Source organism: Nitrosovibrio sp. Nv6, from assembly GCF_900110495.1.
Taxonomy (GTDB): Bacteria; Pseudomonadota; Gammaproteobacteria; order Burkholderiales; family Nitrosomonadaceae; genus Nitrosospira.
Genome location: NZ_FODX01000001.1, coordinates 1,345,641 through 1,371,446, shown reverse-complemented (window position 1 = coordinate 1,371,446; position 25,806 = coordinate 1,345,641). Strand labels below are relative to the sequence as shown.

Sequence of the window (25,806 nt, the reverse complement as noted above, 5' to 3'; positions counted from 1 at the left end):
ATCTAAGATCAACAAACAATTTCCAATAGGATGCGTCAGTGGCTTCATACCTGGAATGGAATGACTCGATAATCGATTTTTTTACCAGCGGGGTTAGGGGCGGAGCTCCTGTATACCTGACGGTCGACGACAGTTCCCTCGCTTATATCGGGCACCACTACCTCGAACTCCCCGCCGAAGCCGCACGTAATGATTTTATCTCGGCCGTCAAGGAGCGGTGTACTGAACGCGTAGGAAGCGCACGGCGGGTGAAGCTTGACGGAGCAAAGGGTATAGCACGCAACGGAAGGCCCAACAGCGTCTCGTTCCTTGCGGTAATGGTGTTGGCTGCGCATGAGATGCAGGCTGATGAAAAGCAACACATCGACGGTACAAATTACTTTCGGCGTTTTACCGAACTCTTGGACCTAAGTCAGGGGCAACAGTCGAGGCCTCAGGGATTCATTTCGGGCGAGGAAGAGGAACTTTGGAGGACATGGAACAGTTGGGTAGCCTTAAATGGATTCAAGCCCACCGCCCGGGGTGGAGAAGGTTCGCACGTCTATATAGACTACCCGATAGAACAAGCGCTGCTGCGAAAGGGTGACCGTGCTTTTATCGAAAGCAGGATGCGATATGCCTTCATTTCTCCGCAAGATCGAATGCTCGATGAGGCACAGCTTGCATCGTGGCTCATGCGGCAGGCATTTAGTCGCAGGCATCTTCAAGCCGGCTTTCGCAATCCTGACCCGGACCGTGTTGGCGCATTCATTGACGCCGCGTTTCGAATTTACCAGGCGATAGACTGGGTGGCCGGCAGTGGCAGCCGGACGGTCCAAGGAAGTGATCGGATAAAGCTGTCGGGCGGAATAATCAGAAAGGTCTCAATCCGTGGACCGGTTCAGTATCAATTGCTGGTAAGAAGACCCTCGCACTGGAAGAGCGCGGAACTAAAGGTCTTAGGGAACCGGGGTGAATACCACTCGCTTGTGCCGTTCAAATCCGACTTATTTGTGCCGCTATGGGCAGTTTCGCCATTTCCGAACGATCCCCTAAAGTTTGAGGTGGGTGGGGACCCACTGGTCGAGTCGTTGATCTTTCCTATGCGGAATTTTTGGATCTTAACCACCGATCCGGATGACCCAACTGGGCAAATCGGAACCTGGGAGAGATACCCGAACCTCCTTGGCCAGAAATTCTGGATCCTCCTTAGGGGAGCGGAAGATGGCCTGTTGGCCGCGGAACTTCGAAAGTACAAGAATGAGAAGCTAATTGACTGGGAGCAAACCGAGCTAAAGCACGACGGTTGGACTGAATATCGCGGATGCATGATTCTTTCGAGGGCTTGGGATTGTATTGTACCGTCGGCGGGAACGGAATCACTTTATGATGCCCTTACGCCAACAATGTTCGCAAACATTGGCTTATCCAGAGGCATCAAGGCACCGGACGGCCAAGGGTGGCTTGAAGGATTCCCGCCGTCGATTACTATTTATGGCTTCGAGCGTGATTTCAAGGTGGAGATCAGATCCGAGATAGGTCCAAGTGTCAGTTTTGAAGTCCAGCAACAGGTACCACGTTTACTGCCCGAGTCTCTCGCTCCAGGCGGCTACCAATTAATGGCTAGCTGGCATGGGCGTCTGGTGGCATCAAGGTCACTTAGGATTATCGCTTGGGACGACCTAGATATTTCCAAGAACGTAAGCACCATAGACAGGAAAATAGGGGGTTTATCGCTGCATGGAGCCTCGATAGAACTGCTCGGTAGCAGCGACAGAACTGAATAAGCCAAGTCGTGGCTCAAACAAAATACCTCCTTTTTCTTTGTGCTGGCGACCGACAAGGGCTTGCTACAAAGATCAAAAATGCAGTTAAGCAATCGGGGATGGCGATGTCAATTCCCATGATCAAGTTCGAGCGTGGGCGTCATCACCAATTTTACCTAGGGTTGGCGGTACAAGTCAGCGACCCATTAGCGACAGTAGCTCCCCCTGAAATCCTCCAGTTTTGTCGACATACAGGCCTAGGTCGTCCCGTCGGGTCCCTTGTTGAAGCATCTGAAATTAACGCGAGTTTCATGAGTGGCAACATTTCATGGGAGTCGTTCAATGACTCGATCAGGTTTGAGTCGTCGCTAGCGGACTTTCCGGATGATTTGGAGTCACTGGAGGCGCGGTGTACTCGCGAGCTCGAGACGGGCTTTTGGGATCAACTATTGTGGTGGTGTTCCGCACAGGGCGAAGCATCTTTTCAGCTCTTCCGGCAGGTAGCTGACCTGCTTTCGGGCGGGGCGGAGACAAAACCGTGGCATCTCATGCGGCGTTTGACATTGCAAGGGCATATCGAAGTCGACGGATCAAGCCAAAGGATGCGCTGGTGTGCAAACGAGCCAATCTTTGTGTGCGTCTCCGATGGACGTGCTTTCTTACTAGGTCGCCAAACGCCGAGGTATCTAAAGCAGGTCGAAGGAATCTTGGAGCTAGAGCGGTTTACTCCAAATGGCGCTCCTACGCTTATCAACGCCGCCACTTCTGAAGTGCTGGCTCTAAAATCCAGCCTAGCGTCGTTGGGTATTTCCGTTGCCAACAACCCGAACCGGCGCTGGGTAAGTGTGCTTCCCAACTGGGCCACTTTCGTTTCTAGCCTAAAGCGGGATCCCGATGTACGTGAGCACAGTGAGTCGTTTCGGATTTGGGACGGTAGTGATTTTTCCCCTTCAAACCCGAGCGAGGCAGGTGTTGGTCTCTACGAGATCACCGGGCAGCACCCTAGTGATAAGCGCGTCCGGTTGTTCAACGGAAAGGAGTGGCTGGTTGGCCCCTTTTATGATCTTCAGTGGATCCTTGGACGGCTGTGCGAACGGGACATGTACGCAGTGCTAAGAGCTGACGGCATGCTGCTCTTACCTGAGGCAGAGCGCTGGCCCCTGCTGTACGAGCGGGCATTGGTATTATGTTCAGGGCGCCTACCGAACAGATTTTGGGTGGGCGAGCAATCCTACCTCGGCTACCTTAGTGTCGAGCCAGAGGCAGCCGTGAAGTTATGCGACAATCTTGGAATAAAACTAAAGAAGAAGGAGACGTTGGTGTGAGAGACCTTGTCGGAATGTATGCGAGATTGAACGAGGCGTATCGCCTATACGTGGAGAGCGCCTTCCCTTTGCGTGACCCGGAGCTCTCCAAAACCCGACGGCTACTTCTTTCATCCGGGACGTTGCTATCACAGCCCCCTCTGCTTGAACCGCTTCCGACCTATATTAGTTCCGGGCTCGACATCAAGGCGGCTTCTCGAATGCTGGGACAGGAATATGCGGGGCTTGCTCACTTGGGAGCACAGTTGATGGGTAACTGGCCACTATACACCCATCAGCTGAGAAGCCTAGAGGAGTCGATCATCAATAAGCGTGACATAGTCGTTACAACGGGAACTGGCTCAGGCAAGACTGAGTGTTTTCTTTTACCACTGTTGGCAGAACTTGCACGCGAGTCCGAGGGATGGCCATTATCTCCAGAGCCGCCAGATGATAGAGATTGGTGGAAAACTGGTGGCAACAAGTTCGTTCCGCAATGGGCCCATACTGGGCGGGCAAAGGAGGGCACCCATGCACTTCGCGCGATGGTGCTATACCCGCTTAATGCCCTTGTCGAAGACCAACTGAAACGGCTTCGGGCCACGTTGGAAGGCCCGGCGACTACACACTGGATGGACGTCCATAGGAGAAAGAATAGGATTCTATTCGGCCGCTACACCGGCCTGACCCCCGTTTCAGGGAGTAGCGGAGATACAAAAACGAGAGATCGCCTTGCCAAGCACCTGCGCAAGCTCGAACAAGAATTCAAAAAAGCGTTGCTTGCGAGTAAGGATAACGGTGACATCCGTTACCATTTTCAGAATCCGGAGGGAGGGGAGATGTGGTCCCGCTGGGACATGCAGACAACGCCGCCGGACATAATGATCACCAACTACTCGATGCTCAACATAATGTTGATGCGTGACATCGAGCAAGCATTGTTTACCAAGACACGGGAATGGCTGATCTCTGACAGGCGAAACATATTCACTCTTGTGGTCGACGAATTGCATTCCTACCGAGGAACGCCGGGTACTGAGGTGGCTTATATCCTGCGGATATTCCTCGATCGTATTGGGCTTGCGCCCGACTCTGAGCAACTGAGAATCCTCTCGACATCGGCAAGTATCGAGTCTGACTCACTGCAATTCCTTCAAGAGTTCTTTGGTCGCGACAAGGATCGCTTCGTGGTGATTGAATCCCCACAAGTGCAGGTGGCTTCGGGAGCCATTGAAAAAGTTACGGAAAGAGCCTCGATATTCAGTACTTTTGCTAGACGAGCACAAGCGTGCCCTCTGGACACTATGCAACCACCAACTGATGATGACATAGAGGCGGCAACCATCGATCTCTGTCATGCACTCGGAAAGAAGTGCCCCCGATCTGGAGAAGCCAGGCAGGTCTTGGGCGAAGCATTGAATGAACTGAGGGTCGCCGATGCCATTCGGGAAGCGTGCGTAAGCGCAAATGGTTCGTTGCGTGCGAGTAAGCTTGACCAGCTTGATAGGATTATATTCCCTAGTGCCCAGAGGGAAGGTGAACAGAGTGTTTCAGACGAAATGCGAGGGTTATTGCTTGCGTCCGGCGCGTCTCACACTAATGGACAAGCAATATTGCCCGCGCGAGGCCATTTATTTTTCCACAACCTCCAGAACGTCTGGGCATGTATTAACGACAAATGCGACCAAGTTTTTTCCGACACCCCGCCCCGAGCAAGTGCACTTGGAGCGCTGCATGGCCACCACCGGATAAATTGCGGATGCGGTGGGAAAGTGCTGGACCTTCTTGTTTGTTCCGTCTGCGGAGAGGCCATGCTGGGTGGTTACCGCTCGGCGGTAAGCATCAACGGGGAAAGCTTTGAGCTACTCACTTCGGACGTGCCCGACATAGAGCATCTCCCCGACATCGATGCATCAGGGCTAACGCACGAAAAATATGCTGTGTTCTGGCCAAGCACCCAAATTCCCATACCGCCCGTTGGGCAAAACAACGCGCAGTATAGTTGGGATAAAGCTCAATGTAAGTGGCACAAGGTTTGGCTTGATCCAATTACAGGATTGGTTAGCAAAGCCCACGATGAGGGATATCGTGAAGGGTGGCAATATTTCATAAGTGAATCTGGGCGCAGTGCATTTCCGCCCGTTTGCCCTCAATGCGGTACGGATGAGCGGCGCGCATCCAACTACCCTACTCCCATTCGAAACCACCGGACGGGATTCCAGAGGGGCAGCCAAGTCCTGGCTGCGACGTTGCTTCGTGAAATTGATGGCGAACAAATATCCACTACTAGTCGCCGAAAGATAGTGTTGTTTTCTGACAGTCGGCAAGATGCGGCTAAACTTGCGGCTGGAATGGAATTGGATCATTTCCGAGACATGGTGCGAATAACAATGCTGGACGCACACGCCGAATTTCGGCGAAACTTCCTTGGAGCCATTCGCCATCTCGTGGCGAAGACTCCGCCAGCCTCCGCGAGGCTTAGGAATGTGAATGAACAGCTTTTCACTCTTGCCAACGCCAATCAATCTGAATTCGATCGAGATGCATACAGGCGGCTTCGTAAGGCAAGTAGTGAGCTATGTGAAAAACTTACTGATTGGCTTGAGTATGGTGAGGTCGAAGGGATGGCGGGCCAGTCAATGCTATGGATGGCAAAATGCTACCCTAGCGATGTACCGCTTATCGTGATCGAAGACATAGTTTTCTGGAGACTCCTGTCCTTGGGGCTGAATCCTGGGGGGCCCAAGGCCTCTTATTCTTGGTACGACGACGGTGGACGCAGAGAATGGTGGACATGCTTTGATTGGACTGCCGTGCCGCCAACCCTTTCGGCTAATCAAACCAATGCCCAAAAGCATCACATCACCCGGATGCGCGATTCCCTGATGCGGGAAATAGTGGTTTCGCTTTTCCCCAATGTTGTCCGTACTGTCGAGAGCTTAGGCATAGGGTATGTCACCTATCGTCCGTACGGAAACCCGTCTTCGGAAACCGTCGAATGCGTTAACGCGATTATTCGCAACATGTGCCTGAAGCGAAACTTCAAGCATTGGGAATACTTCCGCGTGGTGGACGGGCAAGCAGATATCTGGAAACGGCACGTGGACTACGTTGGTAACTGCAATCAAGAAGCAAACGTAATAGTGGAACAACTTAACAGAAGCGGGATCGCCTTAAAGGGGCAGCATTCTGATATCGGTATCGATCCTGGACAACTTTGGCTGCGTATTCCTGAAGACACTCTGTCCGGCGCCAACGGTTTTCGATGCCCTCGATGCCAAGCTTTCTACCTCCACCGCGCCGGGGGGTATTGTATAGACTGCGGAAACGAACAGCTGGTCAGTGGCACGGTTGACGGATCATTGGATTACTACCGCTATTTGTCGGAGAAATCAGGCGGCGCCTTCCGGCTCCACTGCGAAGAGCTAACGGGGCAAACGGATCTTTCGGATAAGGGTGACCGCCAGCGTTGGTTTCAGGAAGTATTTTTAGATGATGAAGCGCCAAGGGTTCACGGGGTCGACTTGTTAAGCGTTACCACTACCATGGAAGCGGGGGTGGACATCGGCTCATTGCTGGCGGTGGAAATGGCAAATATGCCGCCGCGGCGGTTTAACTACCAGCAGCGTGTCGGACGCGCTGGTAGGCGTGACGCCCCGCTGTCGGTCGCGTTGACGTTTTGCCGGGGAAGAAGTCATGACGATTTTTACTACCAGCGCCCCGAAGCCATTACTGGCGAGGCACCGCCGAGGCCATACGTGGATGTACGTCAGGAAGATATTCTCAAGCGCGTCCTTATCAAGGAGGTACTCCGCGACGCGTTTGCTGCGGTTTCACCCGCGACACAGAAAAGGCTGGACGACCTTGCTTCCAGCTTGAAAGCGAAGGATAGCGTTCATGGGCAGTTCGGTCCAGTTGCGGGGTGGGCGGTTTGCGGGACTGAGGTAGCAGTATTCCTCGGAACCTATGCAGACACAAAATTAGACCAATTGATGAAGGTCCTCAGTGCGGGTACCCCCTTCCAATTTGATAAAGATTTTTGGACAAGGTGCCGGAATTTCATTCATTCCATGCTTGCAGGACAAATCGACAGATTGGTAGGAGATTGTCCCAAGCCGGAGGCAGCTCTCAGCGAATGGCTTGCCTCTAAGGGGATGCTGCCGATGTTTGGGTTTCCGACGCGAGTTCGAATGATGTACACGAAAAAGGTAATTTCGGCTTATCCTTGGCCCCCGGAACACGGCACCGTTGATCGCCCCCTCGACATCGCCATAAGCCAGTTCGCCCCCGGCTCGGAAACTATCAAGGACAAGCAAGTACATGTCGCCGACGGCGTGGTCGACCTCTTCCCGAACGGCAAGAACGTATTGTCCCGGCCGGGGTTCTTCCCTTCGCTCGACAAGCAAAGTCGCAAAATTGGCGTTTGCTCTTCCTGTCACGCTTCTATTCAGAATGACAATTTTACCGACACCTTTTCGCCAAACGCGATGCCGCCTCTTACTACATGCCCAGTATGCCACCGACCAACGCTAAGGATGATTGACGCCCGCGAGCCTCTGGGCTTCTATACTAATTTTCAGCCCGAGGACTTTCAAGGTATCTTTGAATTTATGCCTAGTGCAACCCGTCCTTCCTTATTTACCGATAGCGTTGCCATGTCGAAGGTTGGAAAATGCAACTCGAGAATCGCGGGCGAGAAGCTCATGGTCACCTCTATGAATGACAGGGGAGGCCACGGCGGATTTGGGTTTCGGTTAGATAACAACATTTTCGGCACGGGCGGCTACGCTTCTTGCGATAATGACGCTAACGCGACATGGAAAGTTGCACTCCTCTCGCAACGTGTGACCGATGTATTCCTCGGCGATATTAAATCGTGGCCTACAGGGACAATGGCAAACCCGACCGACGTTGAAGGGCGTGCAGCTTGGTATTCTTTTGCTTTCTTGCTTAGGTCCGCGATGGCTAATGCATTGGACATCGATACGCAGGAAATCTCGGCAGGGTTCCGTTCAGTTTCAGAAAATGGGGCTGCAAGCGGCCAAGTTTTTTTGAGTGATACCTTAGATAACGGTGCGGGCTACTCTAGGTGGTTGGCCCATCCAGAGAATTACTTGGCAGTACTCGGGCAACTTGATACGGTACCGGAGGGAGACAAGGCGAACTTCGCTGCGGTGCTTCTGGCGAACGGACATTCGCAGGAGTGCGACACGTCCTGCAATAGGTGCTTGCGCGATTTTTATAACTTAAGGTACCACGGCCTTCTTGATTGGCGAATGGGATTGGAAATGTGCAGATTGGCGATGGATGGGTCAACGACGGTAGACTTATCAACCCCCTGGGGAAACCATGAAAACCCTTGGGCCAGGTTTTTCTTTGGTGGAAGGCCCATAGTCCGGTCAATCCTGTCCCAACTTGGTTATGAAGAACTTCTATCATCCATAGGGTTACCTGTTTACGTTAACCAGCAGACGATGCGGTTGTTTATTGCATCCCATCCCTTGTGGGATGTCACTCATCCGATGCTTAGAAACGCTTTTGCAGAGATGGACGCTTCCTATCCGAACATGAACATTAAGGCCATAAACCCGTTCAAGCTAATAAGGCGTCCGACAGAATACTTGTGATTAAAGTTAGGGCAAAGTTTCTCTCTCGTCTTTTTCACTCTGCAAATTGCGGCCGAAAAAAAACCAAATTACCAAAGCATCATTGGAAAAGCATTGGTGGTGAGCTATACGACTGCAAACAGGGATGATTTTTCGGCTTCCATATTTGTCAAATCTCCAGAGGACCTTGTCGCCAGCTCATCGATAGAAAGTTCAGAAGAGCAGAGCGTGTTCAATATTTCTCCAATTGCGTTAGCCAATAGAGGAGGGACTGCGTTGCCAACTTGAGTATACCGAGGACACTGGTGTTTCCGTTGCTTCCCCCCAGTCGTGTAACTGCCTTTAAATTCGAACCAGTCAGGGAACGATTGGAGCCGAGCATTTTCTCTGACAGTGAGGATACGAGGCTCGCTATAGTGCACGATATCGTCAGGTAGAGTGGTTATTGTCGGTGCTGGCCAGTCACCGTGTAGGAGCGTTGTCGAATGCTTCTTTGTGCCAAGTTTTTTGCGCTCCGCTACCGACATGCAAATGCCTGGTCGACAAACTTCTTGTACCTTTTCAAAATATCGTACCGTTGCCAACAAGTGCTTAGCAAGGCGGCGACTATTCGGTGCGGCAGGCGGCGCATACATGCGCATCAGGCTCAGGTAGCAATCAAGTGTTACTGGTGGCTGGTACTCCGCCTCCTTAAAACCTTTGACGCCAGAATCCGTATTGTCCACCAGTTTTTTTCCTGTCACGAGTAAATCTCCTATCGCTTCTTTAACGGAGATTTTACGCGTAGAAGGTAGATTTTTGCGCTTCAGAAACTCACTACGGTAATTGATCAAATTTTGGAAAAGGCTTGTTCTGGCGACGTCTTGCGTGTGGTCCCGTTCACATAACATTAAGTATCGCACGCGATTTTGTGGTACGCCGAAATCCGCGCAATTAACTAAGCCCCGCGAGACAGAGTAGCCAAGATCCACTAGTCGCCCTGCTATGTGATCGGCATACGAGGAGCGCTTAGACGCATTGAACGACCTATTTAAACCTTCCTCGGCCTCGAATCGTATGTTGAAGCCCGCGACATTCTCAATGGCCAGATAACGAGGTTGCAGTTTTTCTACCAGCAACAAATACTGCTCGGTCATTTTGTTACGGGGGTCGTTAGGATCGCGCTGCCCAGCCGTGGAAAAGCCTTGGCAAGGAGGACTACCCACGATCAGGTCGATGTTATCTTTCATTGCGTCTAATTCGGGACCATAATTCCTTAGCAGTTCCTCACATGCCATCGCCTTTCTCGGGAGCCATTTTGGCCAATCAAACTGGTAACGCTTTCCGTCTACTAAGTTGTGGTGAAGTGTCTCAAACGCATGGTCATTTTTCTCGATAGCAAAAACACCTTGGCAACCCGCTTGCAGAAGACCGAGCGAAAGACCTCCGCAACCTGCGAAGACATCTAAGAAACGAAGGGGTTTTGTAACCTTGTCCATGCTTTTTCACAATATTTGATAACCCGTCAGCTGAGCGCGATTTTGACATGAACATTTCGAAACCTCCAGATAATTCAGTATCAGACCGGCGGATCGCTCTTTTCCGAAAAAAACTGCTTGTATGGTTTCCGGTCAACGGACGGGTTTTCCCATGGCGGGTTAAAGGTGCCGGAACTTACGTTTTGCTGGTAGTGGAAGTCCTGCTGCAGAGGACACGAGCAGAAACCGTTGCTGCATTTTTACCGCATTTTCTGCAACGGTACTCCGGCTGGAGCGCGATCGCATCCAGTAACCTGGACGAACTTGCGGCGACATTGAAGCCAATTGGTCTATGGCGACGCCGCTCCCCTGCTTTGCAAGGCCTGGCACAGGAACTTGTAGCTATCGGAGAGAAATGGCCGCGTCGCCGCGATGAGTTGGAAAAAATCACAGCTGTTGGGCAGTATCTTGCAAACGCTACTTTGCTGTTTATTCACGGTGAACCACATCCATTGATGGATTCGAGTATGGCCAGGCTATTGAGGCGGTACTTCTTTATTCGTCCTGTTAAAGCCGATATCCGTTACGATAGAGCGTTGCATGCCGCGGCCTATAGAATTCTTGCAAGTGGGCACGCTATCGAATTGAATTGGGCAATGCTCGACATTGCTGCAAGCTATTGTAAATCTCGAAAACCTCTGTGCGTTAATTGCCCACTTAGACAGAGTTGTATGCATTACCGTTACCTTGTTAAGCTACGGTAAATTGGGGACTGCTGCTGTGGATCAGCTCTTCTTGTGAATTAAGGGCAGTTTGGCGTGTAGAGACACCAACGATTGCATCTCCGCATAACGACCTTTTCGTTGGGATGACATGGCCAAAGCCGCGAGAGTTTTAATAACTACCAGCCGCTATCTGGGTGGGGTGTTAATGGGGCATATTATCCCTGACTCGCAAACGGGGTCTCAACTTTGTGGCGAATGCCGTGGAAATAAACGAAAGTAGACTCTCGTGGAGAACGATGAGGATGGGTATGCAGACGCAAAGCGTGGTAACAAACGTGGTAACTAAGTGTGTACTCGGTGCATAATCTCTATAGGTTCAGCACCTTACGGTATCAATGTGAAAGACACCCTCCCATCTCGCGCCAATTATCACTCAATCTCATCTCTTAGAGTAGATTTGCGCGTTAAGCTACCCGATATTGTAGTCTGTCCCTCATTATTCCTTCAGTTCCAGCGTAAATGCCGTAGAGTGTTGCTACAAGCCGCTCTCCGCTCTCCGTTCTACGAATAAGATAACCCTGCTCCCTCCCTTGCATGTGCCAATGAGAAACGCTTCCTTCTTGCTATTCATTTGGTCCCTGCTATTTACGATGGCGTCAATGGCGGATTCGCTTGATCGTGAGGATATTGAAGTGAAGGTAAAAACGGCCGGGGAAAACATTATTGTTGATGTAACTTTTTTGGTTTCGGCAACACAACAGGAGGTCTGGGCCGTGCTGACCGACTTTGACCATATGGCTGATTTTGTCTCCAACTTAAAGGAGAGCAAGGTGGCCCGTGTTTCTGGAGACACGCTTACGATTTTCCAGCGCGGCGCCGCAATTTACGGTCCCATCGCCTATCCGTTCGAATCAACACGGGAAATAAGGCTAATGCCCTTTCATAAAATTCGGACCCACCTGATCAGTGGCAACATGCGTAAGATGGAAGGTACTACTTATCTGATCCATGAAGGCGCTAAAACCCGTGTTATCCATCATACCGATACCATCCCGGAGGTTTGGTTTCCTTTGGCAGTGGGGCAGGTCTTCATCGAGCATGAAATGCGGGAGCAATTCCATGAAATGCGAAATGAAATAATCAAGAGAAAGAGGGCCGAGCTTAAGGAAAGGGGTATGAAGAAAGGGCCATGAGAAAAACACGTTGAAGATGAAAGGGTGAGAGCAATTGCTCTGGAGCATGGATTAGGGTTTAAGGAGCAAGCTCAGGGCACGATGGATTTGAACCTGTGTTTACGTTCACCCCAGCCATCGTTGAGTGCCGGCTGTATTGCTAATGCGACCTCCCAAAAACCTGAGTCCAGTAGATTATCGTGGAGGTCTTCAATCCTCCCCGGCAGCGGTTGAAGCACCGACTTTCGAGGTCAGGTCCATCGCAAGTCGCTGGAGCGTTTCTGCTTCGTCCAAGCCCTCAAGGAAGCGCCGGGGTATTCCCGATAGCCCGGTTTGGGCTCCGACGAGTGCGCCGGTCAACATGGCGCGCGCCTGGTTTTCGCCGCCGCCATTTACCGCGTGGAGCACAGCCGATTCGAAATCGTTCGGAAAGCGGGCAGCGAGATGGTAGGCTGCGGGAAGTTGGTGATAAATGGCACAGGTCATGCCATATACAATGGAGACTTTCCACGCGGGCTCTATCCGGATATCGGAGTCCACAGCGGCGGCAGCGACATATGAGGGAGTGAGCAGGGCGTCCGGAGAGACGAAATGTCCGCTTTCCCGCGGACGGTCCTCCTGTGGCGGCTGCAGGTCGGTATGCGCCATCGAATGGAAAGGCAGTTTTCCCGCCCTTGCCAATCGCATGAGTTTGCCGGAAAGGCTTCTGTTGAGCTTGTGTCCTTGCACCAGAAGACCCAACACTGCCCCGTATGCGACCGTCAGGGTAATCACGGTTCCGTCGGTCTGGGTGAGGCGTGTATTGCTGAAGATGGTCGCTGCCAGTTCCGGCGGCTGGAAGGCGTAGCGAACCGCCAGGGCGAGCGTGCGTCCTATCGCTTCGGTGGTATCGGCCTGGCCTCCCGTTTGCCCCCAGGGCAGGTTCTGCTGGACACGTTTGCGCCAGGCGTCGCGAATCGACTGCTGGGTATATCCGCCCGGTCCATTCACCGGCATGCCGTTGAGCAACGGGAATATTTCTTCATCCATTCGCCGACAGAAGTCTACTTCATCATAGCCGCCGCGCTCGACGAGCGAGCGCAGCATGAGCCGGAGAATGATCCCCCCCTGGGAGAGTTGGCCCGCTTTAAGTTCGCTATGGTAGCGACCCGGCTTGGGATCGGCATAGGTCGTGATCCAGTCGCCGTAGTCGCGGCGGAGCACGGTGAGGTCGTAGTACCAGTGGGGGCCGAGGCCTAAGGCATCCCCGATAAAGGCGCCCATGATGGCCCCGGCGGCTCGGTCCTGTATGGCTGGGTCGGACATGTTCTGATCCTCCTCTTGGTTAACCTCATTATCCAAATAAATCTTTTGTCCGGATTTGTAGTGTCCCTGGTAGGATCTCTTGTGATCTTGCGAGCATTGGAGGAACAAAACGAAACCGGGGAAGTTCCCTTTGCTGGCGCCGGCATCCGCGATGTCTGCCCAAGGCAATTCTGTTGAAAAACCCTCCACAAATCCGGTTCTGTTACGCCCCCCGATTTATAGTTACCTCATTTTTGAGATAGTGCATGGCTTCGCTGCAGGCTCTCAGCACAAACAGGGAGGTTGCAACCTCACTGCCAACCAGTATTCGGGTGGGGTGGCGCATGCGGTTCCATTCATAGGCTCGGTAAGGATGCCTGCCTCTGCCTTCCCCCGTCGCCTGGCTTAGCACATTGAGGCCAGCGGCAATTACTCCGTCATGTCTTGGTTCATATTCCAGCAGCACGAGCGTGGATACTGCCAGAGCGGCATCGAAGGCATTGAGGGAATACCCGATTAGCTCATCCTTGCAGTACTGCTGAGCAATCCGACGCATGTTTTCAATTTTTTCTTCAGGGTCCAGAATACGTTTATCCATATCAGTGAGCGTTCTGTAAGTCTGGTACATGCGTCCCAAATAATAGACATATACTTCCGGCAAATAATACTTGAGGGCGGTTTCGTGACGAAAATTATCGCTTGCGAAGGCGCGATGATGAAAATCAAGCAACCGCTGTAAAAAGGCCAGGTTTTCACCCTCCAACGCCCTCCATTGTTTCCGGTTAACAAGAATGGCGTCCAGGATGTCCATGTTATGGCCTGGACAAATCTCATTACCCAGCATTTCCCTGATTATGCTGCCGTCGATTTTCTTGAATGTTTTATCAAACCATATCGGCACGGCGCCCTCGTAATCCAGGGGCTTTGTGATCTGAATGGTGGGTGGATTCGAGTTGTATTTACCTCCTACCTGGTATTCGCCGATAATTTCCACCCAAGGATAAGCCAACAGCGACTCACAAGCTTCCAGAAGCACGTTGTCCACCGTCAGCTGCTCCCTCTGCACAAAATCAAGCCACTTTCTCGCCATCGCCAGAGTGAGAAAGGTCGTATCCGTATCGGGGATGTAATCGCCGAATCCCAGGTTCCGTTTCTTTTGCATGGCGTCTTCGGACAGCCGGCACAGGGGTCGTCCCTCCGCATCGTTCGGAAAACAGGTGATAGCGGGGTGCTTAATGTGGTTATTCGGCGTCTCAAGCCATTCCCGACTGCTGCATACGCAGTAGCGCAGCAGATTTTCCAGAATCGGGACGATACGAGCATAATGTTGCCGCCGCGAGGCATCTGAGCCTAAAAATACAAGCAGATGTTCGAAAAAATTGATATCTGAAAAGGCTATTCTGTGCCAGATCAACGTAAAGGATACGGACAGGGGTTCGCAAATCCCGCGATAAGGTTTTCGGATGAGCCGGAGTTTGCCGGGGTTCGTCATCAGAAAGCAGCGTATCAACGCAAACAACACCGTGATGTTTTTATATTCGAAGGAACCAATCCCCTGTAGTACGTTGATAAAATTCTTGCCATCCATATGGTCATCGCCCGATAACTCGACCTGTGCGGCAACTGGAAACCAGGGATCATTCTTATCCTGATCCCAGATCCGTAAAATGTCCTGCAGACAGTTATCGATCATCGCCTGCAAATCTGTTCGACTCGGTTCGCTGTCGATCCGCTCAGCCTTTTCGCGCTGCTGCCAACGGGGGTTTTCGATGCTATCAAGAAGTCGAGCCAAAGAATGGAAGGTTGTTTCGATCCACAGCCGATCCTGCCAGTTATCCACGCTAGCCTGCATGGCTTTACGCATCATCTCTTGATAGCGGGATATTTCCGTAACCCCTATAGCAGGGTGGCGGCAGCCTTTGAGAATCAAATACTTCAGGACGGTATGGCCGGCCACTTTTCTGTATATGAACCGAAGATTGCGTCCCGGAGGAGTGAGGCACTCTCCTTCAAGGATCGGCTGATCACAGATATCATAGAGGTTCGCGTTTCTTGTCATTGCCTGGTTCCCATGTGACCAGTAGCGTCCGGCACTTTTGCTCAGGTGGTTATGTATCCACTGGATCCTGAATAAGGAACAGCATGCTTAGGGGTATCACCGGCTCGAACGCCAATCTTCTGGGGGAGGCCGGAGTTTCTCCCGGGGATTCTTTGATGGCGGGCACCCTCCGCCATCCCGCTCCAATTATTACTTGATTCCACTTCTTGGTAGATTTACGCGTTAAGCTGACAGATATTGTGCCTCTTTCTATTTATTCTTAAACCATAAATATAATTCAGACAAGAACCGTAGTTCATCGAATGCATTGTGGGCGTACCGATGTGATCAGGCATCCCGTGGCACGGAGGTTCGGAATGATACGGTCGTATGGGTAGAAACTGCTCGGCTCGGAGCAAGATGCAACGCGATGGGGCCCCCCTTAACCCCGACGTTTTTGCGTCGCCTCGCTTCGACTGACCCCGGATATCGTAGAGCAGGTAGCAGACTGGAATCAAAACCGGAGTCTATTCTACCAAACCCCCATTTCTATCCTGCGGCACAGCATTTTTTCTGTCTGTGTGCTCAACTTGTGGCATGTTGGCAACTAACTTACAATCGCGAAGCGTCCTCGACCAAGTCCGCAAACTTTAATTTGTGATGCAACCGGGACACCCAGCGCCTCCGAGGTTGATTCCCTTGAGACTCGAAGAGGATGCCTTTCCTGCCGCTAAACCTGTGACGTTTGGACATGCTATACGACAAGGAGATAGCTTTCCCATCGCTCAATCTCGGACTGGCCTCGACTGGGATATTCATCACCCAAAACGGGACGCATTTATTCGTATGTATCAGTTCCAAGTACAGAAGCAGAAAATAGACGAATGATTCGCGGCATGAATATATTCGAGATCTTAAACTGGACGCTTTTCCACCTGGAGTACAAATGAACAACCAACCTACTCCCGAAAATATCTTGCAGACCGGCATGGCCTTTTGGGCATCCAAAACCCTGCTCTGCGCTGTCGAGATGGGTGTTTTTACCGAACTGACGCAAGGCGCGGCGAGTCTGGATTCGCTCGGGGAGCGGGTAGGGTTGCACCCGCGCGGCGCGCGCGATTTTCTTGATGCGCTGGTTGCACTCGGCTTCCTGAAGCGCGAGGACGGGCGCTACAGCAACACGCCTGAGACTGATCTGTTTCTCGACCGTAATAAACCATCCTACATCGGCGGCATTCTTGAGATGGCAAACCGACGCCTCTACCCCATCTGGAGCAATCTAACCGACGCGCTTCGTACCGGCAAACCGCAGAATGAATGCAAGGACAGGGAGGTGGATCTTTTCGAGACCATTTACGCCGATCCCGCTGGCTTAAAGGAATTTCTCTCCGCGATGACCGGTGTCAGTCATGCGGCCAATAAAATCATTGCGCGCGCCTTTCCGTGGCAGGGGTACCATACGTTTATCGACGTAGGCACTGCCCAGGGAGACCTGGCCGTGCAGATTGCGCTTGCACATCCTCATTTGCGCGGTTCAGGGTTCGATCGGCCCGAGGTTGGGCCGGTTTTCCGGCAGTATGCGGAAGCTGCAGGCGTCGCCGACAGGGTCGATTTCGTGCCTGGCGATTTTTTCAAGGATGAGCTGCCACAGGCAGATGTTGTGCTGATGGGACATATTTTGCATGACTGGGATCTTCCCACGAAGAAGATGCTCATCCGGAAGGCGTTCGATGCAATTCCTGCGGGCGGGGCTTTGATCGTTTATGAATCCATCATCGACGACGACCGTTCAAAGAACGCTTTCGGGCTAATGATGAGCCTGAATATGCTGATAGAAACCCCGGGAGGCTTTGATTTTACAGGTGCCGACTGCACAGGATGGATGAAAGGGGCGGGCTTCTCCAATATACGCGTAGAGCCATTGATTGGCGCTGATTCGATGGTAATCGGAATCAAATAGGTCGAAGCGGTCTTGGGCCGTCGTCAAGTAGTTCCCTTCCGCCGGCCTCATGCCTGTTCCTGTATCAGGAAGCTTACACCCCACACCCAGGAAAATTATGAAAACCGTTGCAATCGCATTATTGGCTATCCCACTGCTGACTGCTTGTGCCGGCTCCCCCGACTATGAGCAGATCTCGAAGACATTAAATGATGGGACAACGCATTATTTCATCAAAACTAAATTGGGCCCTTGCCCGACGAGCCGGGATTGGGCGGCCCGGACGTTGGCGAAGCGTGCTAATGAAATTTGTAAATCGGGATATGTACTCATTCGCGAGCAAGCGCCTATACTTCTGGATCATTTGGGACCCCGGCCTAAAGATACCAAGCTTTTATGGCAAATCAAGTGCAAGGAGGTCGCCCGGCGTGAATCCTAGCTTCAAGCGACACCCGACGAGTTTGTGGAAGGGGCTGCGGACCATCTCGGAACAAGACGAGCAAGACACGTTCGGCAAGTAACATGAGACGTCTGACAGGGATCATCAAGCAAGTCCAGAATGTATCACCGGAGCTCGGTGGTGTGCCGCAATAACCGCTGGCAAACCGGCTGACCGTCTCATCGGGAGAGCCTGCATGCTTCTTCCCCGCATTACGTCCTTCCTGGCTATCCTGTTATCGGTCTTGTCAGCCAATGTACAGGGCAAAGAAACCTCTCCAACAGGTATTGCAGTCTTCAACATGGCGTGGGCGGGAACCATTGACGACTTCAAAAGGCATGTCGAAGTTTGCAGTACGCCGGAAGTAGACTGGTGCGATAGCCGGGTCAAGATATCGCGGGGCGCGCAGAATGCGACTCCGGAAGAGGAAGAAAGGGCAAAGCGGTGTCAGGAAGCCACGGCTGAAGCAGCAGGGAGCTTTGATGCGGCAATGGTGATAGCCCCGTGCAATGCCTATGGGAGAAGGCGGAATCCGGGCAGGGTTGAAACGGTGGAGAACTACAGCATCAAGCTGAACGGTTTGCGAGCCACGGTCGAGAATCTGATTCGGAACAAAAAAATCAGGATCATTGCCTTCCAGGAAGTAAAGTCGCAAGAGGTCCTGGAGTACGTCCTCGGCAAATTTGCGGAGCAATTCAATGTTTGTGTTGCGCCTCATACAACCTTTCAAACGGTTGGGTTTGCCTGGGACAAATCCATATCATCTGGCGCATATGCCTGCGGGCCGAACCCGGCCCTTGCGATCACGGAGCAGCCCAGGGATGAATCACCTGGACGTCGCGTCAGACCAGGCTTGGCATTGGAACTGGTCATCAATGGCTCACCAGTGACTTTTTTGAATATTCACTTGAAGTCCGGCTGCGCCAATCTAAAAACTGGAGGCGGCTTCCCTGGTCACAAGCTGACCGATTCCGAGCCGGCCTGCGTGGTTCTCAATCGCCAGATCGCCATTCTCGAGGATTGGATCGAGCATGTGGCTAAGGAAAGTCCGCGATTCGTACTACTTGGAGACTTTAATCGCCGGATAGACGACGAGGCCAAGGCGCGTGTTCCAAAGACCCAGGTTCGCACTGATGGCACCGACCCGGCGGAACCAAATGCAAAGGATTTGCTGGGCGGGGTCAAAAGCAGCTATCTTTGGCAAGAGATTGCCGATGGGTTTCCTCCAATGCACCAGGTGCCACTCACATCGACACAGCGAGGCTGCACCGGTTTTAAAGGACTGGACCATATTGTTATCAGTGATCCGATCAAGCTGGCACAAGCTGGCGCCCTTCGATCGCGCAAGATTGCTGTGGTAAAGAAAAACCGTCAATCCATTCCGACCAGTGATCACTGTCCCAGAATTACGGTTCTTGAGTTGTGATAATTTGAGAACCGGGAGGAGTTCAATTACACGAAATGGATGAAGGATACGAAGTTTTCAACCCTGGGGCGGATTAGGACGCGTCATCAGTCGACGCGTATCCGGACTTTCAGTCCGTAATTCCAACCCATCGTCTTTAGTCGGTCGTTGTTGAATGGAATTTCATTAAATGATGGCCGTTGCAGTAACATAGTCCTCCGCCATCCATTGCTTTCTCGAAGGCGATTGCTCAAAATAAAAAAGGGGAGTCCCAGAGGCGGCGGCGAGCACTTGCGTCAGGCCAGCGGGCAATAAAGACCCGCAAGGCCAAATTAAGCGCAAGGGTAGAAGCGTATGAGTAATTCCCCGCTCCTCAAGTATTTTCCAAAGCGCCTACCCACCAACCAACCATTCTTTATATGAAGCGCTACACGATAGAACAATTCATGGCAACGACTTCCATTCTGGGAGCTTCGTTCAACGCTGACGAAAGCCGAATCCTCTTCAGCAGCAATGCCTCCGGTATTTTTAACGCTTATACGTTGCCGGTTGAAGGCGGTACGCCAGAGCCGCTGACCTGTTCGACTACCGACAGCACTTTTTCCGTCAGCTTCTTTCCGCACGATGATCGGGTCCTTATTACACGGGATCAGGGGGGCGATGAAAATTATCATCTTTTTCTGCTTGCGCCGGATGGCATAGAAAAAGACCTTACTCCAGGAGACGGGCTCAAGGCGCAGTTCATGGGTTGGCGCCCGGATGGGAGCGCTTTTTTTGTTGCCAGCAATGAGCGCGATCCACGATTCTTCGATCTGTACCGCTATGATGCACACACCTACGCCCGAACATTGATATACACGAATGAGCAAGGTTTTGACCTTGGCCCCATCAGCCGAGACGAGCGCTGGATTGCGCTAAACAGGGTCAATACCACATCTGACAGTGATATTTACCTGTTTGATGTCGCCAGGCAGGAGATAAAACACCTCACTCCTCATGACGGCTCCATTAGTTTCCATGCCGAGACTTTTGGTCCCGCGTCTCGAAAACTGTTCTTTCTCACCAACGAGGGCAGCGAATTCAAGCGCCTGTGTGCTTATGATTTGTTCAGTGGCGCTGTCACCGATCATGAAAGCGCCGATTGGGACATAATCAATACCTATTTTTCAAAGGATGGGCGGTTCCGGGTGACCGGGATCAACCAGGACGGCAGCATAGTGATCCGCGTTGTGGAGGTTATGGAGGTTGTGGAAGTTGTTGGGGAGGAGGGCGAGAAACCCGTGAAACTTCCCGCGTTCCCGGAGGGAGAAATTCGCGGCGTGGTCTTTTCGCAAAACAGCTCGCGCATGGCCTTTTACCTGAACGGCGACCGTTCTCCGGATAACCTGTTCGTCCATGATTTCAATACCGGTCAGTTCAAACAGCTCACGCAGAGCCTGAGCAAGGAAATCGATTCTTCCGATCTGGTGGAAGCGCAAGTTGTCCGCTTCAGGTCTTTCGACGGAACGGTGATACCTTCCATCTATTACAAGCCGCATGAAGCGTCCACCGCTAACAAAGTACCCGCCATTGTCTACGTTCACGGCGGTCCAGGCGGCCAGACCATGCGCGGATACAACGCTCAGATTCAATATCTCGTGAATCATGGCTACGCTGTGTTGGGAATCAATAACCGCGGCAGTTCCGGCTACGGAAAGACCTTTTTTACCGCCGCCAATCGCAAGCATGGGCGCGAGCCGCTGTGGGACTGTATCGAGGCAAAGACCTATCTCGCCAGCCTGGGTTATATCGACCATGAACGCATCGGCATCATGGGCGCCAGCTACGGCGGCTATATGACGCTGTCAGCCTTGGCGTTCCGTCCCGAGGCGTTCAAGGTGGGCGTGGACATTTTTGGCGTCAGCAACTGGCTGCGAACGCTGGAGAGCATACCTCTCTATTGGGAATCGGTGCGCAAGGCCATCTACGATGAGATTGGTGATCCGGTGAATGACATAGACATCCTCGTCGCGACTTCGCCGCTCTTTCACGCCAAGGAAATAAGAAAACCCTTAATGGTGATCCAGGGCGCCAACGATCCGCGCGTCATCAAGGCCGAAAGCGATGAGATCGTGGAAGCGGTCAGGAAGCATAATATCCCGGTGGAGTATATCGTTTTCCCGGATGAAGGCCACAGCTTCACCAAAAAGAAGAATCAGATCGTGGCCAATAGAAGGATACTGGAGTTTCTGGACAAGTACCTGAAAGGGCGGCGACGCGCTGAACGACGAAAAACGAGTGATACAGGGTAGGGTACTGAGCGGATCCTCATACTGCGCAATGCGTTTCGCTTATTGACGCCCTACCAAATAAATTATGGGGTGTTATCGCGGAAGTGGCGCTGCGGGTTCGCCGAAAAACTCGCGTATCAAAAAATCCTCAAGCCCTTTGCTGTCTTCCAGGCGTGCAGAGAGAACCACGACGCGGTCGAGGCGGTACGACTCCCAGTTGAAATCGCCTTTGTGATATTCGCGAATCAGTTCGATCATTTTGCGGACGACTGCGCGTTCTATATCGACGCCTGGTGGAGCATTGACTTGTATCAGTTCCCGTCTCGGGTTACTGCTGTCCTTTTTCCAGGCGCGGAACAAAAACTGTGCGCTGCGCGGTCCCATTCTGATAATTTGAAATATTCCGCTCGCGCCGGGCTCGCGCAGATTGCGCATGACATTGGCCATTCTGAGTTCTTCCGCGGATGGCTCGCGTTCGGTGGCTTCCGGTTCTACCGGTTCATCCTCAAAAATTCCGCCTGCACTGCGGCGCTCCCGTGCTTCCTTCATATAGTCCAGCATATCTTTCGGAGCTGCGGTATCCGGAGCTGATTTTTGAGTTGATGAACGGTCTGCCCGTGCATCGCTCCTGGCGGTTCCTTTTTCGGGAGCAGGTTTCGCCGGTTGCGTTTTTTCGGGGCTCAGACGGGGCTGAGGCCGAGGCTTCGGCTGAGGTTGAGGCTGCGGCTTGACAGGGGGCGCAAGCTTGGGACTTTTTTTCGGTACCGGTAATGATTTTTGTTCTGGTTTTTCTTCCGGCAATTCCACAAAAGTTGCTTCGATTGGCGCCGGAGTTTCAGTCTCTACCTCTGGAGATGTAAGAAAAAATCCAAATGCCCAGATAATGATCAGCCAAATAGTGGCGGCCAGTGGCAACGGCCACCAGAATCGATCTTCCTTCGATCTGGACTTGAGCATGCGTACGGAATTACTGGTGTTTAACCGCAATCAGAAAGTGCTGCGCGCCGGCCGTGCGGGCACGCAGCATCGCCTGCACGACGAGGCCTTGCGGCGCGTCATTATCCGCGGATACGACCAGTTTCTGTTCTGATTCCTGGAGCAACGGTTTTAGCGTATCGGCCAATGTCTCAAGAGTAACAGACGTCTTATTGATAAAAATCTTGCTGTCATTTGTAAGCGTCAGCGTGACAGGCGTTTTGGCGCTGAGTTTCTCGGCTTGACCCTGGGGCAGATTCACCTGCAGGGAATCGAGATTCTGCATGGACAATGAAGCCAGCATGAATGTAGCAAGCAGGAAAAACATAACGTCGATCAGCGGGATGATTTCGATTTTCCCTCTGCGGTATTCCCTTGGTTTACGCCGCTTCATCTCTGCCCTCCTGATCCAGGCGGATATGATCGATCAGGCGTGTGCCAAGGCGCTCCATCTCATCCATGGTTTGTGATTGCAAACGCGAAAAATAATTGAAACCAAAGAGCGCAATCAGTGCGATCACCAGGCCAACCACAGTTGCAATGAGTGCTTCGGCCACGCCCCCCGTCACCGCCGTGGGATTGACGATTCCCTCGCCGCCGATAATCTGGAAAGCACGCATCATGCCGATAACCGTTCCCACGAGTCCGAGCAGGGGCGCTGCAGTGACGGTGGTTTCAAGCACCCATAGCCTGCGGGAAAGAGACTTTTCTATCAGTTGGGCTTCATCCGCTGCGCGCGACTCTGTCCACCAGGAAGGCCGGTGCCGGTTGCTGATCACCACCTCGAAAAACCGTTTGTAATAGTGGCGCTCATCCAGCCCCGAGAGTATCTTTTCCAGGTCGTGCCATCCGAAGCCATACGTCTCGACGAGGTTCAGCAGATCATGCGAAAGGCGTGCATAACGCCAATAGATAAAGGCCTTCTCAAGCATGATCGCCAGAGCAATAACCGCAAGCAAAGACAGCGGGAACATAATAATTCCGCCGACTTTTAGCGCGGTCCAGGTTGCGTTCAGTTCTTGCATGTTTATCTCCGAGCTGGGGTGATATAGGTGCCCTTGTTGGCTAAAAACTAATTATAAATTAACGCTTCTATATGGTTTTCGGTAAGATGGTTCGGTAAGATGCTGACGCCGCCATGCAACTGCGATGCGTAACCAGCCGACGCGATGGGTTGTTGCTTATACCCCACTCAAGGTGCAAAAGCACTGATTCTCGCTCATTGTAGTGAGAAAGTTTTATCGATGCCGAATCCCGCGGGAATTTGTTCTCACCCTGCGCAAGGGCTTGCTCAGCCTCTTCGAGGCTAATTCTGATCCTGCCTAGCTGTAAAATCTTACAGCTATCCATACACCTCGTTTTAGGGTTTCATAGCTCTGTTATTTTCTGCGTATTGTTGGAACAAGGGAACTCGCAGGTAATTTTGATTTTTTCGTAATGATATCCCTAATCAAAAATCATGCAGGAAGTCTTGAGGGATTTCCAGGACCCCATCTGGCATGGCCGGTTTGACAGAGAACGCGCAGGCTCGGCTTGCAGCCATACTGGAGCAGAGTTTGAACGAGATTTACCTCGTGAATGCCCAGACGCTGCGTTTCGAGTTTGCAAGCAATGGCGCGCAACGCAATCTGGGCCATGACCTGGATTCAATGCGAATGATGACCCTATTCGACATCCAGCCGCAATTTGACGAGGCGGCTTTCCGGATTCTGGTCGATCCGCTTGTAAATGGCGAGCAAGAGATCCTGGTTTTCGAGACGATGCATTTGCGGGCCGACGGTACATGCTACCCGGTGGAAGTTCATCTGCAGCGGGTTGGGAATCCGCGCCAAACTGAATTTCTCGCGATTATTCTCGATATTACGACTCGCCGCCGTGCTGAACTGGCATTGCGGGAAAGCGAGGCGAGGTTTCGCGTCATCGTCAACACCATACCGCAACTTGCGTGGATAGCGGAACCCGATGGAACGAGATCCTGGCACAACCAGCGCTGGTACGACTATACAGGCACAATTCCTGAGGAAATGAAAGGCTGTGGCTGGCATAAAGTGCATGATCCGGAATTTCTGCCCAAAGTAATCAAACGTTGGAACGATGCCCTCGCCGCTGAGCAAGCGTTCGACATGGACGTTCGGTTACGTGGAGTGGATGGGCAATACCGGATATTCCTGACGCGGGCGGAACCGCTGAAGAACGCGGAAGGCCGTGTGGTGCAGTGGTTCGGTACCAATACAGACGTAAACGACCAGCGACTGGGGGAGCAGGCTCGACGCGAAACAGAAAAACAGCTTCAGGTGGTGATGGAGAACATGAGCGAGGGTCTTGTGGTTTCCGATTTTAGCCGCAAACTGCTGCACTGGAATTCGGCGGCGCTGAAGATGCACGACGTTGGTAACGCAGAAGAGCTCCTGAGCAATCTTCAAACCTTCGCGCAGATGTTTGAGTTATCGACTATTGATGGCGCGATTCTGCCTATCGAACAGTGGCCCTTGACACGCATTCTGCAGGATGAGCACCTGCATGATCTGGAGTTGCGTATCAGACGTATCGATAGGGATTGGGCGCGTATCTTCAGTTATTCGGGCGCAGTCTCTTATTATGATGACGGCAAGGGTCTGGCATTTCTGACCATTAAGGACATTACCGAGCGCAAATATGCCGAGGAAGCACTACGCGACGCGAAGATAAACCTTGAGTACAAGGTGAGTCAGCGCACTTCTCAGCTCGTTGCCAAAAGTAAGGAGCTGGAAAATTTCTGCTATTCGGTATCGCATGACCTCAGGGCGCCCCTTCGCGGCATAGCCGGCTACACCCGTCTCCTGCTGGAGAGCCATAGCGAATGTCTTGATGAGGAAGGCCGGGGTTTTCTGAAAAATGTGCGTCTGGCAACGAAAAATATGACAGATTTAATTGAAGATCTGCTCTCTTACTCAAAGCTCGAACGGCGAAAGCTGTCGACAACTGCCGTCAGCCTTCCTGTCTTTATATCGAAGCTATTGGACCAGTTCCAGGACGCCACAAGGAACGTTCGCGTCATTGTCGATGTCGACGATTTCCCTATCAGGGCCGATCCGGAAGGTCTCACAATCGCATTGCGCAATCTCATCGATAACGCGCTCAAGTTCTCCATATATACCCCTGAGCCGGTTGTCGAAATTCTCGCACGGGCTGCGGATGGGTACTGCGTTCTCTCTGTGCGCGACAACGGGATCGGCTTCGACATGCGTTTTTACGACAAAATTTTTGAAATATTCCAGCGTCTTCATCGGGCCGAAGACTACCCCGGCACAGGTATCGGGCTTGCCATGGTACAGAAAGCCATGGAACGGATGGGTGGGCGCGTGTGGGCGGAGAGCAAGTTGGGCGCCGGCGCCGTTTTTTATCTGCAATTGCCCTTGTCCGGTACGGCTGAAGCAACTGGTCCCGCAATTAACAGCGCCTAGCCGG

16 protein-coding genes are annotated in these 25,806 nt (G+C 52.2%); 10 read left to right on the top strand and 6 right to left on the bottom strand.

What is annotated here, in order from left to right:
- The first annotated feature begins 38 nt into the window (after positions 1 to 38).
- The 3 genes from BMX66_RS06585 to BMX66_RS06575 all read left to right on the top strand — a co-directional run bounded on the left by BMX66_RS06585 (position 39) and on the right by BMX66_RS06575 (position 8,676).
- Positions 39 to 1,766: a hypothetical protein gene (locus tag BMX66_RS06585; protein WP_090879508.1), complete on the top strand. Its 1,728-nt coding sequence runs from the start codon at positions 39 to 41 to the stop codon at positions 1,764 to 1,766.
- Between the two features lie 8 nt (positions 1,767 to 1,774).
- Positions 1,775 to 3,070 carry a hypothetical protein gene (locus BMX66_RS06580; protein ID WP_090879505.1) on the top strand — a complete coding sequence of 432 codons (1,296 nt, stop codon included), beginning with the start codon at positions 1,775 to 1,777 and terminating at the stop codon, positions 3,068 to 3,070.
- Positions 3,071 to 3,270: 200 nt separating this feature from the next.
- Positions 3,271 to 8,676 (top strand): DEAD/DEAH box helicase, encoded by a 5,406-nt coding sequence (locus tag BMX66_RS06575; RefSeq protein ID WP_158593393.1) that lies wholly within the window; start codon positions 3,271 to 3,273, stop codon positions 8,674 to 8,676.
- Between the two features lie 104 nt (positions 8,677 to 8,780).
- Here BMX66_RS06575 and BMX66_RS06570 read toward each other — a convergent pair whose 3' ends face one another.
- Entirely contained in the window at positions 8,781 to 10,133 is a 1,353-nt protein-coding gene (locus BMX66_RS06570; RefSeq protein ID WP_090879500.1) for a DNA cytosine methyltransferase, read from the bottom strand.
- A gap of 47 nt (positions 10,134 to 10,180) precedes the next feature.
- Between BMX66_RS06570 and nth the strand changes: the two genes are divergently transcribed.
- Complete coding sequence (nth, locus tag BMX66_RS06565; protein WP_090879497.1) at positions 10,181 to 10,876, top strand: endonuclease III domain-containing protein; 696 nt, start codon at positions 10,181 to 10,183, stop codon at positions 10,874 to 10,876.
- Between the two features lie 620 nt (positions 10,877 to 11,496).
- On the top strand, positions 11,497 to 12,030 hold the full coding sequence (locus tag BMX66_RS06560; protein WP_255398831.1) for an SRPBCC family protein: 534 nt from the start codon (positions 11,497 to 11,499) through the stop codon (positions 12,028 to 12,030).
- A 189-nt stretch (positions 12,031 to 12,219) separates the two neighbouring features.
- On the opposite strand, the gene BMX66_RS06555 is transcribed toward BMX66_RS06560, so the two are convergent.
- The gene (locus tag BMX66_RS06555; protein ID WP_090879984.1) at positions 12,220 to 13,314 is read right to left on the bottom strand and encodes an ADP-ribosylglycohydrolase family protein; all 1,095 of its coding nucleotides are present in this window, start codon (positions 13,312 to 13,314) and stop codon (positions 12,220 to 12,222) included.
- 202 nt (positions 13,315 to 13,516) lie between these two features.
- Positions 13,517 to 15,352, bottom strand: a complete 1,836-nt coding sequence (locus tag BMX66_RS06550) for a hypothetical protein (protein WP_090879493.1) — start codon at positions 15,350 to 15,352, stop codon at positions 13,517 to 13,519.
- A 925-nt stretch (positions 15,353 to 16,277) separates the two neighbouring features.
- Here BMX66_RS06550 and BMX66_RS06540 point away from each other — a divergent pair.
- From BMX66_RS06540 to BMX66_RS06525, 4 genes are all read left to right on the top strand, one after another.
- Positions 16,278 to 17,291, top strand: coding sequence for a methyltransferase (locus tag BMX66_RS06540; RefSeq protein WP_090879487.1), 1,014 nt, complete (start codon positions 16,278 to 16,280; stop codon positions 17,289 to 17,291).
- Positions 17,292 to 17,388: 97 nt separating this feature from the next.
- Positions 17,389 to 17,709, top strand: a complete 321-nt coding sequence (locus tag BMX66_RS06535; RefSeq protein WP_090879485.1) for a hypothetical protein — start codon at positions 17,389 to 17,391, stop codon at positions 17,707 to 17,709.
- A 196-nt stretch (positions 17,710 to 17,905) separates the two neighbouring features.
- Positions 17,906 to 19,135, top strand: coding sequence for an exonuclease/endonuclease/phosphatase family protein (locus tag BMX66_RS06530; RefSeq protein WP_090879482.1), 1,230 nt, complete (start codon positions 17,906 to 17,908; stop codon positions 19,133 to 19,135).
- A 425-nt stretch (positions 19,136 to 19,560) separates the two neighbouring features.
- Positions 19,561 to 21,405 carry a S9 family peptidase gene (locus BMX66_RS06525; RefSeq protein WP_255398830.1) on the top strand — a complete coding sequence of 615 codons (1,845 nt, stop codon included), beginning with the start codon at positions 19,561 to 19,563 and terminating at the stop codon, positions 21,403 to 21,405.
- 72 nt (positions 21,406 to 21,477) lie between these two features.
- Here BMX66_RS06525 and BMX66_RS06520 read toward each other — a convergent pair whose 3' ends face one another.
- Genes BMX66_RS06520 through BMX66_RS06510 form a run of 3 tightly spaced genes read right to left on the bottom strand, consistent with a single transcriptional unit; the run spans position 21,478 to position 23,384 of the window.
- Positions 21,478 to 22,341, bottom strand: coding sequence for a hypothetical protein (locus tag BMX66_RS06520; RefSeq protein ID WP_090879476.1), 864 nt, complete (start codon positions 22,339 to 22,341; stop codon positions 21,478 to 21,480).
- Between the two features lie 10 nt (positions 22,342 to 22,351).
- Positions 22,352 to 22,753 carry an ExbD/TolR family protein gene (locus BMX66_RS06515; RefSeq protein WP_090879473.1) on the bottom strand — a complete coding sequence of 134 codons (402 nt, stop codon included), beginning with the start codon at positions 22,751 to 22,753 and terminating at the stop codon, positions 22,352 to 22,354.
- The gene (locus BMX66_RS06510; protein ID WP_090879470.1) at positions 22,740 to 23,384 is read right to left on the bottom strand and encodes a MotA/TolQ/ExbB proton channel family protein; all 645 of its coding nucleotides are present in this window, start codon (positions 23,382 to 23,384) and stop codon (positions 22,740 to 22,742) included. Before BMX66_RS06510 ends, BMX66_RS06515 begins: the two co-directional genes overlap by 14 nt.
- A gap of 474 nt (positions 23,385 to 23,858) precedes the next feature.
- On the opposite strand from BMX66_RS06510, the gene BMX66_RS06505 reads away from it, so the two are divergent.
- Positions 23,859 to 25,802, top strand: coding sequence for a PAS domain-containing sensor histidine kinase (locus tag BMX66_RS06505; protein ID WP_255398829.1), 1,944 nt, complete (start codon positions 23,859 to 23,861; stop codon positions 25,800 to 25,802).
- The last annotated feature ends 4 nt before the right edge of the window (positions 25,803 to 25,806 follow it).

Coding starts and splice junctions, on each gene's coding strand:
- BMX66_RS06575 (WP_158593393.1), top strand. CDS start 3,271: ATGCTGGGACAGGAATATGCGGGGCTTGCTCACTTGGGAGCACAGTTG.
- BMX66_RS06570 (WP_090879500.1), bottom strand. CDS start 10,133: ATGGACAAGGTTACAAAACCCCTTCGTTTCTTAGATGTCTTCGCAGGT.
- nth (WP_090879497.1), top strand. CDS start 10,181: ATGAACATTTCGAAACCTCCAGATAATTCAGTATCAGACCGGCGGATC.
- BMX66_RS06560 (WP_255398831.1), top strand. CDS start 11,497: ATGGCGGATTCGCTTGATCGTGAGGATATTGAAGTGAAGGTAAAAACG.
- BMX66_RS06555 (WP_090879984.1), bottom strand. CDS start 13,314: ATGTCCGACCCAGCCATACAGGACCGAGCCGCCGGGGCCATCATGGGC.
- BMX66_RS06550 (WP_090879493.1), bottom strand. CDS start 15,352: ATGACAAGAAACGCGAACCTCTATGATATCTGTGATCAGCCGATCCTT.
- BMX66_RS06540 (WP_090879487.1), top strand. CDS start 16,278: ATGAACAACCAACCTACTCCCGAAAATATCTTGCAGACCGGCATGGCC.
- BMX66_RS06535 (WP_090879485.1), top strand. CDS start 17,389: ATGAAAACCGTTGCAATCGCATTATTGGCTATCCCACTGCTGACTGCT.
- BMX66_RS06530 (WP_090879482.1), top strand. CDS start 17,906: ATGCTTCTTCCCCGCATTACGTCCTTCCTGGCTATCCTGTTATCGGTC.
- BMX66_RS06525 (WP_255398830.1), top strand. CDS start 19,561: ATGGCAACGACTTCCATTCTGGGAGCTTCGTTCAACGCTGACGAAAGC.
- BMX66_RS06520 (WP_090879476.1), bottom strand. CDS start 22,341: ATGCTCAAGTCCAGATCGAAGGAAGATCGATTCTGGTGGCCGTTGCCA.
- BMX66_RS06515 (WP_090879473.1), bottom strand. CDS start 22,753: ATGAAGCGGCGTAAACCAAGGGAATACCGCAGAGGGAAAATCGAAATC.
- BMX66_RS06510 (WP_090879470.1), bottom strand. CDS start 23,384: ATGCAAGAACTGAACGCAACCTGGACCGCGCTAAAAGTCGGCGGAATT.
- BMX66_RS06505 (WP_255398829.1), top strand. CDS start 23,859: ATGGCCGGTTTGACAGAGAACGCGCAGGCTCGGCTTGCAGCCATACTG.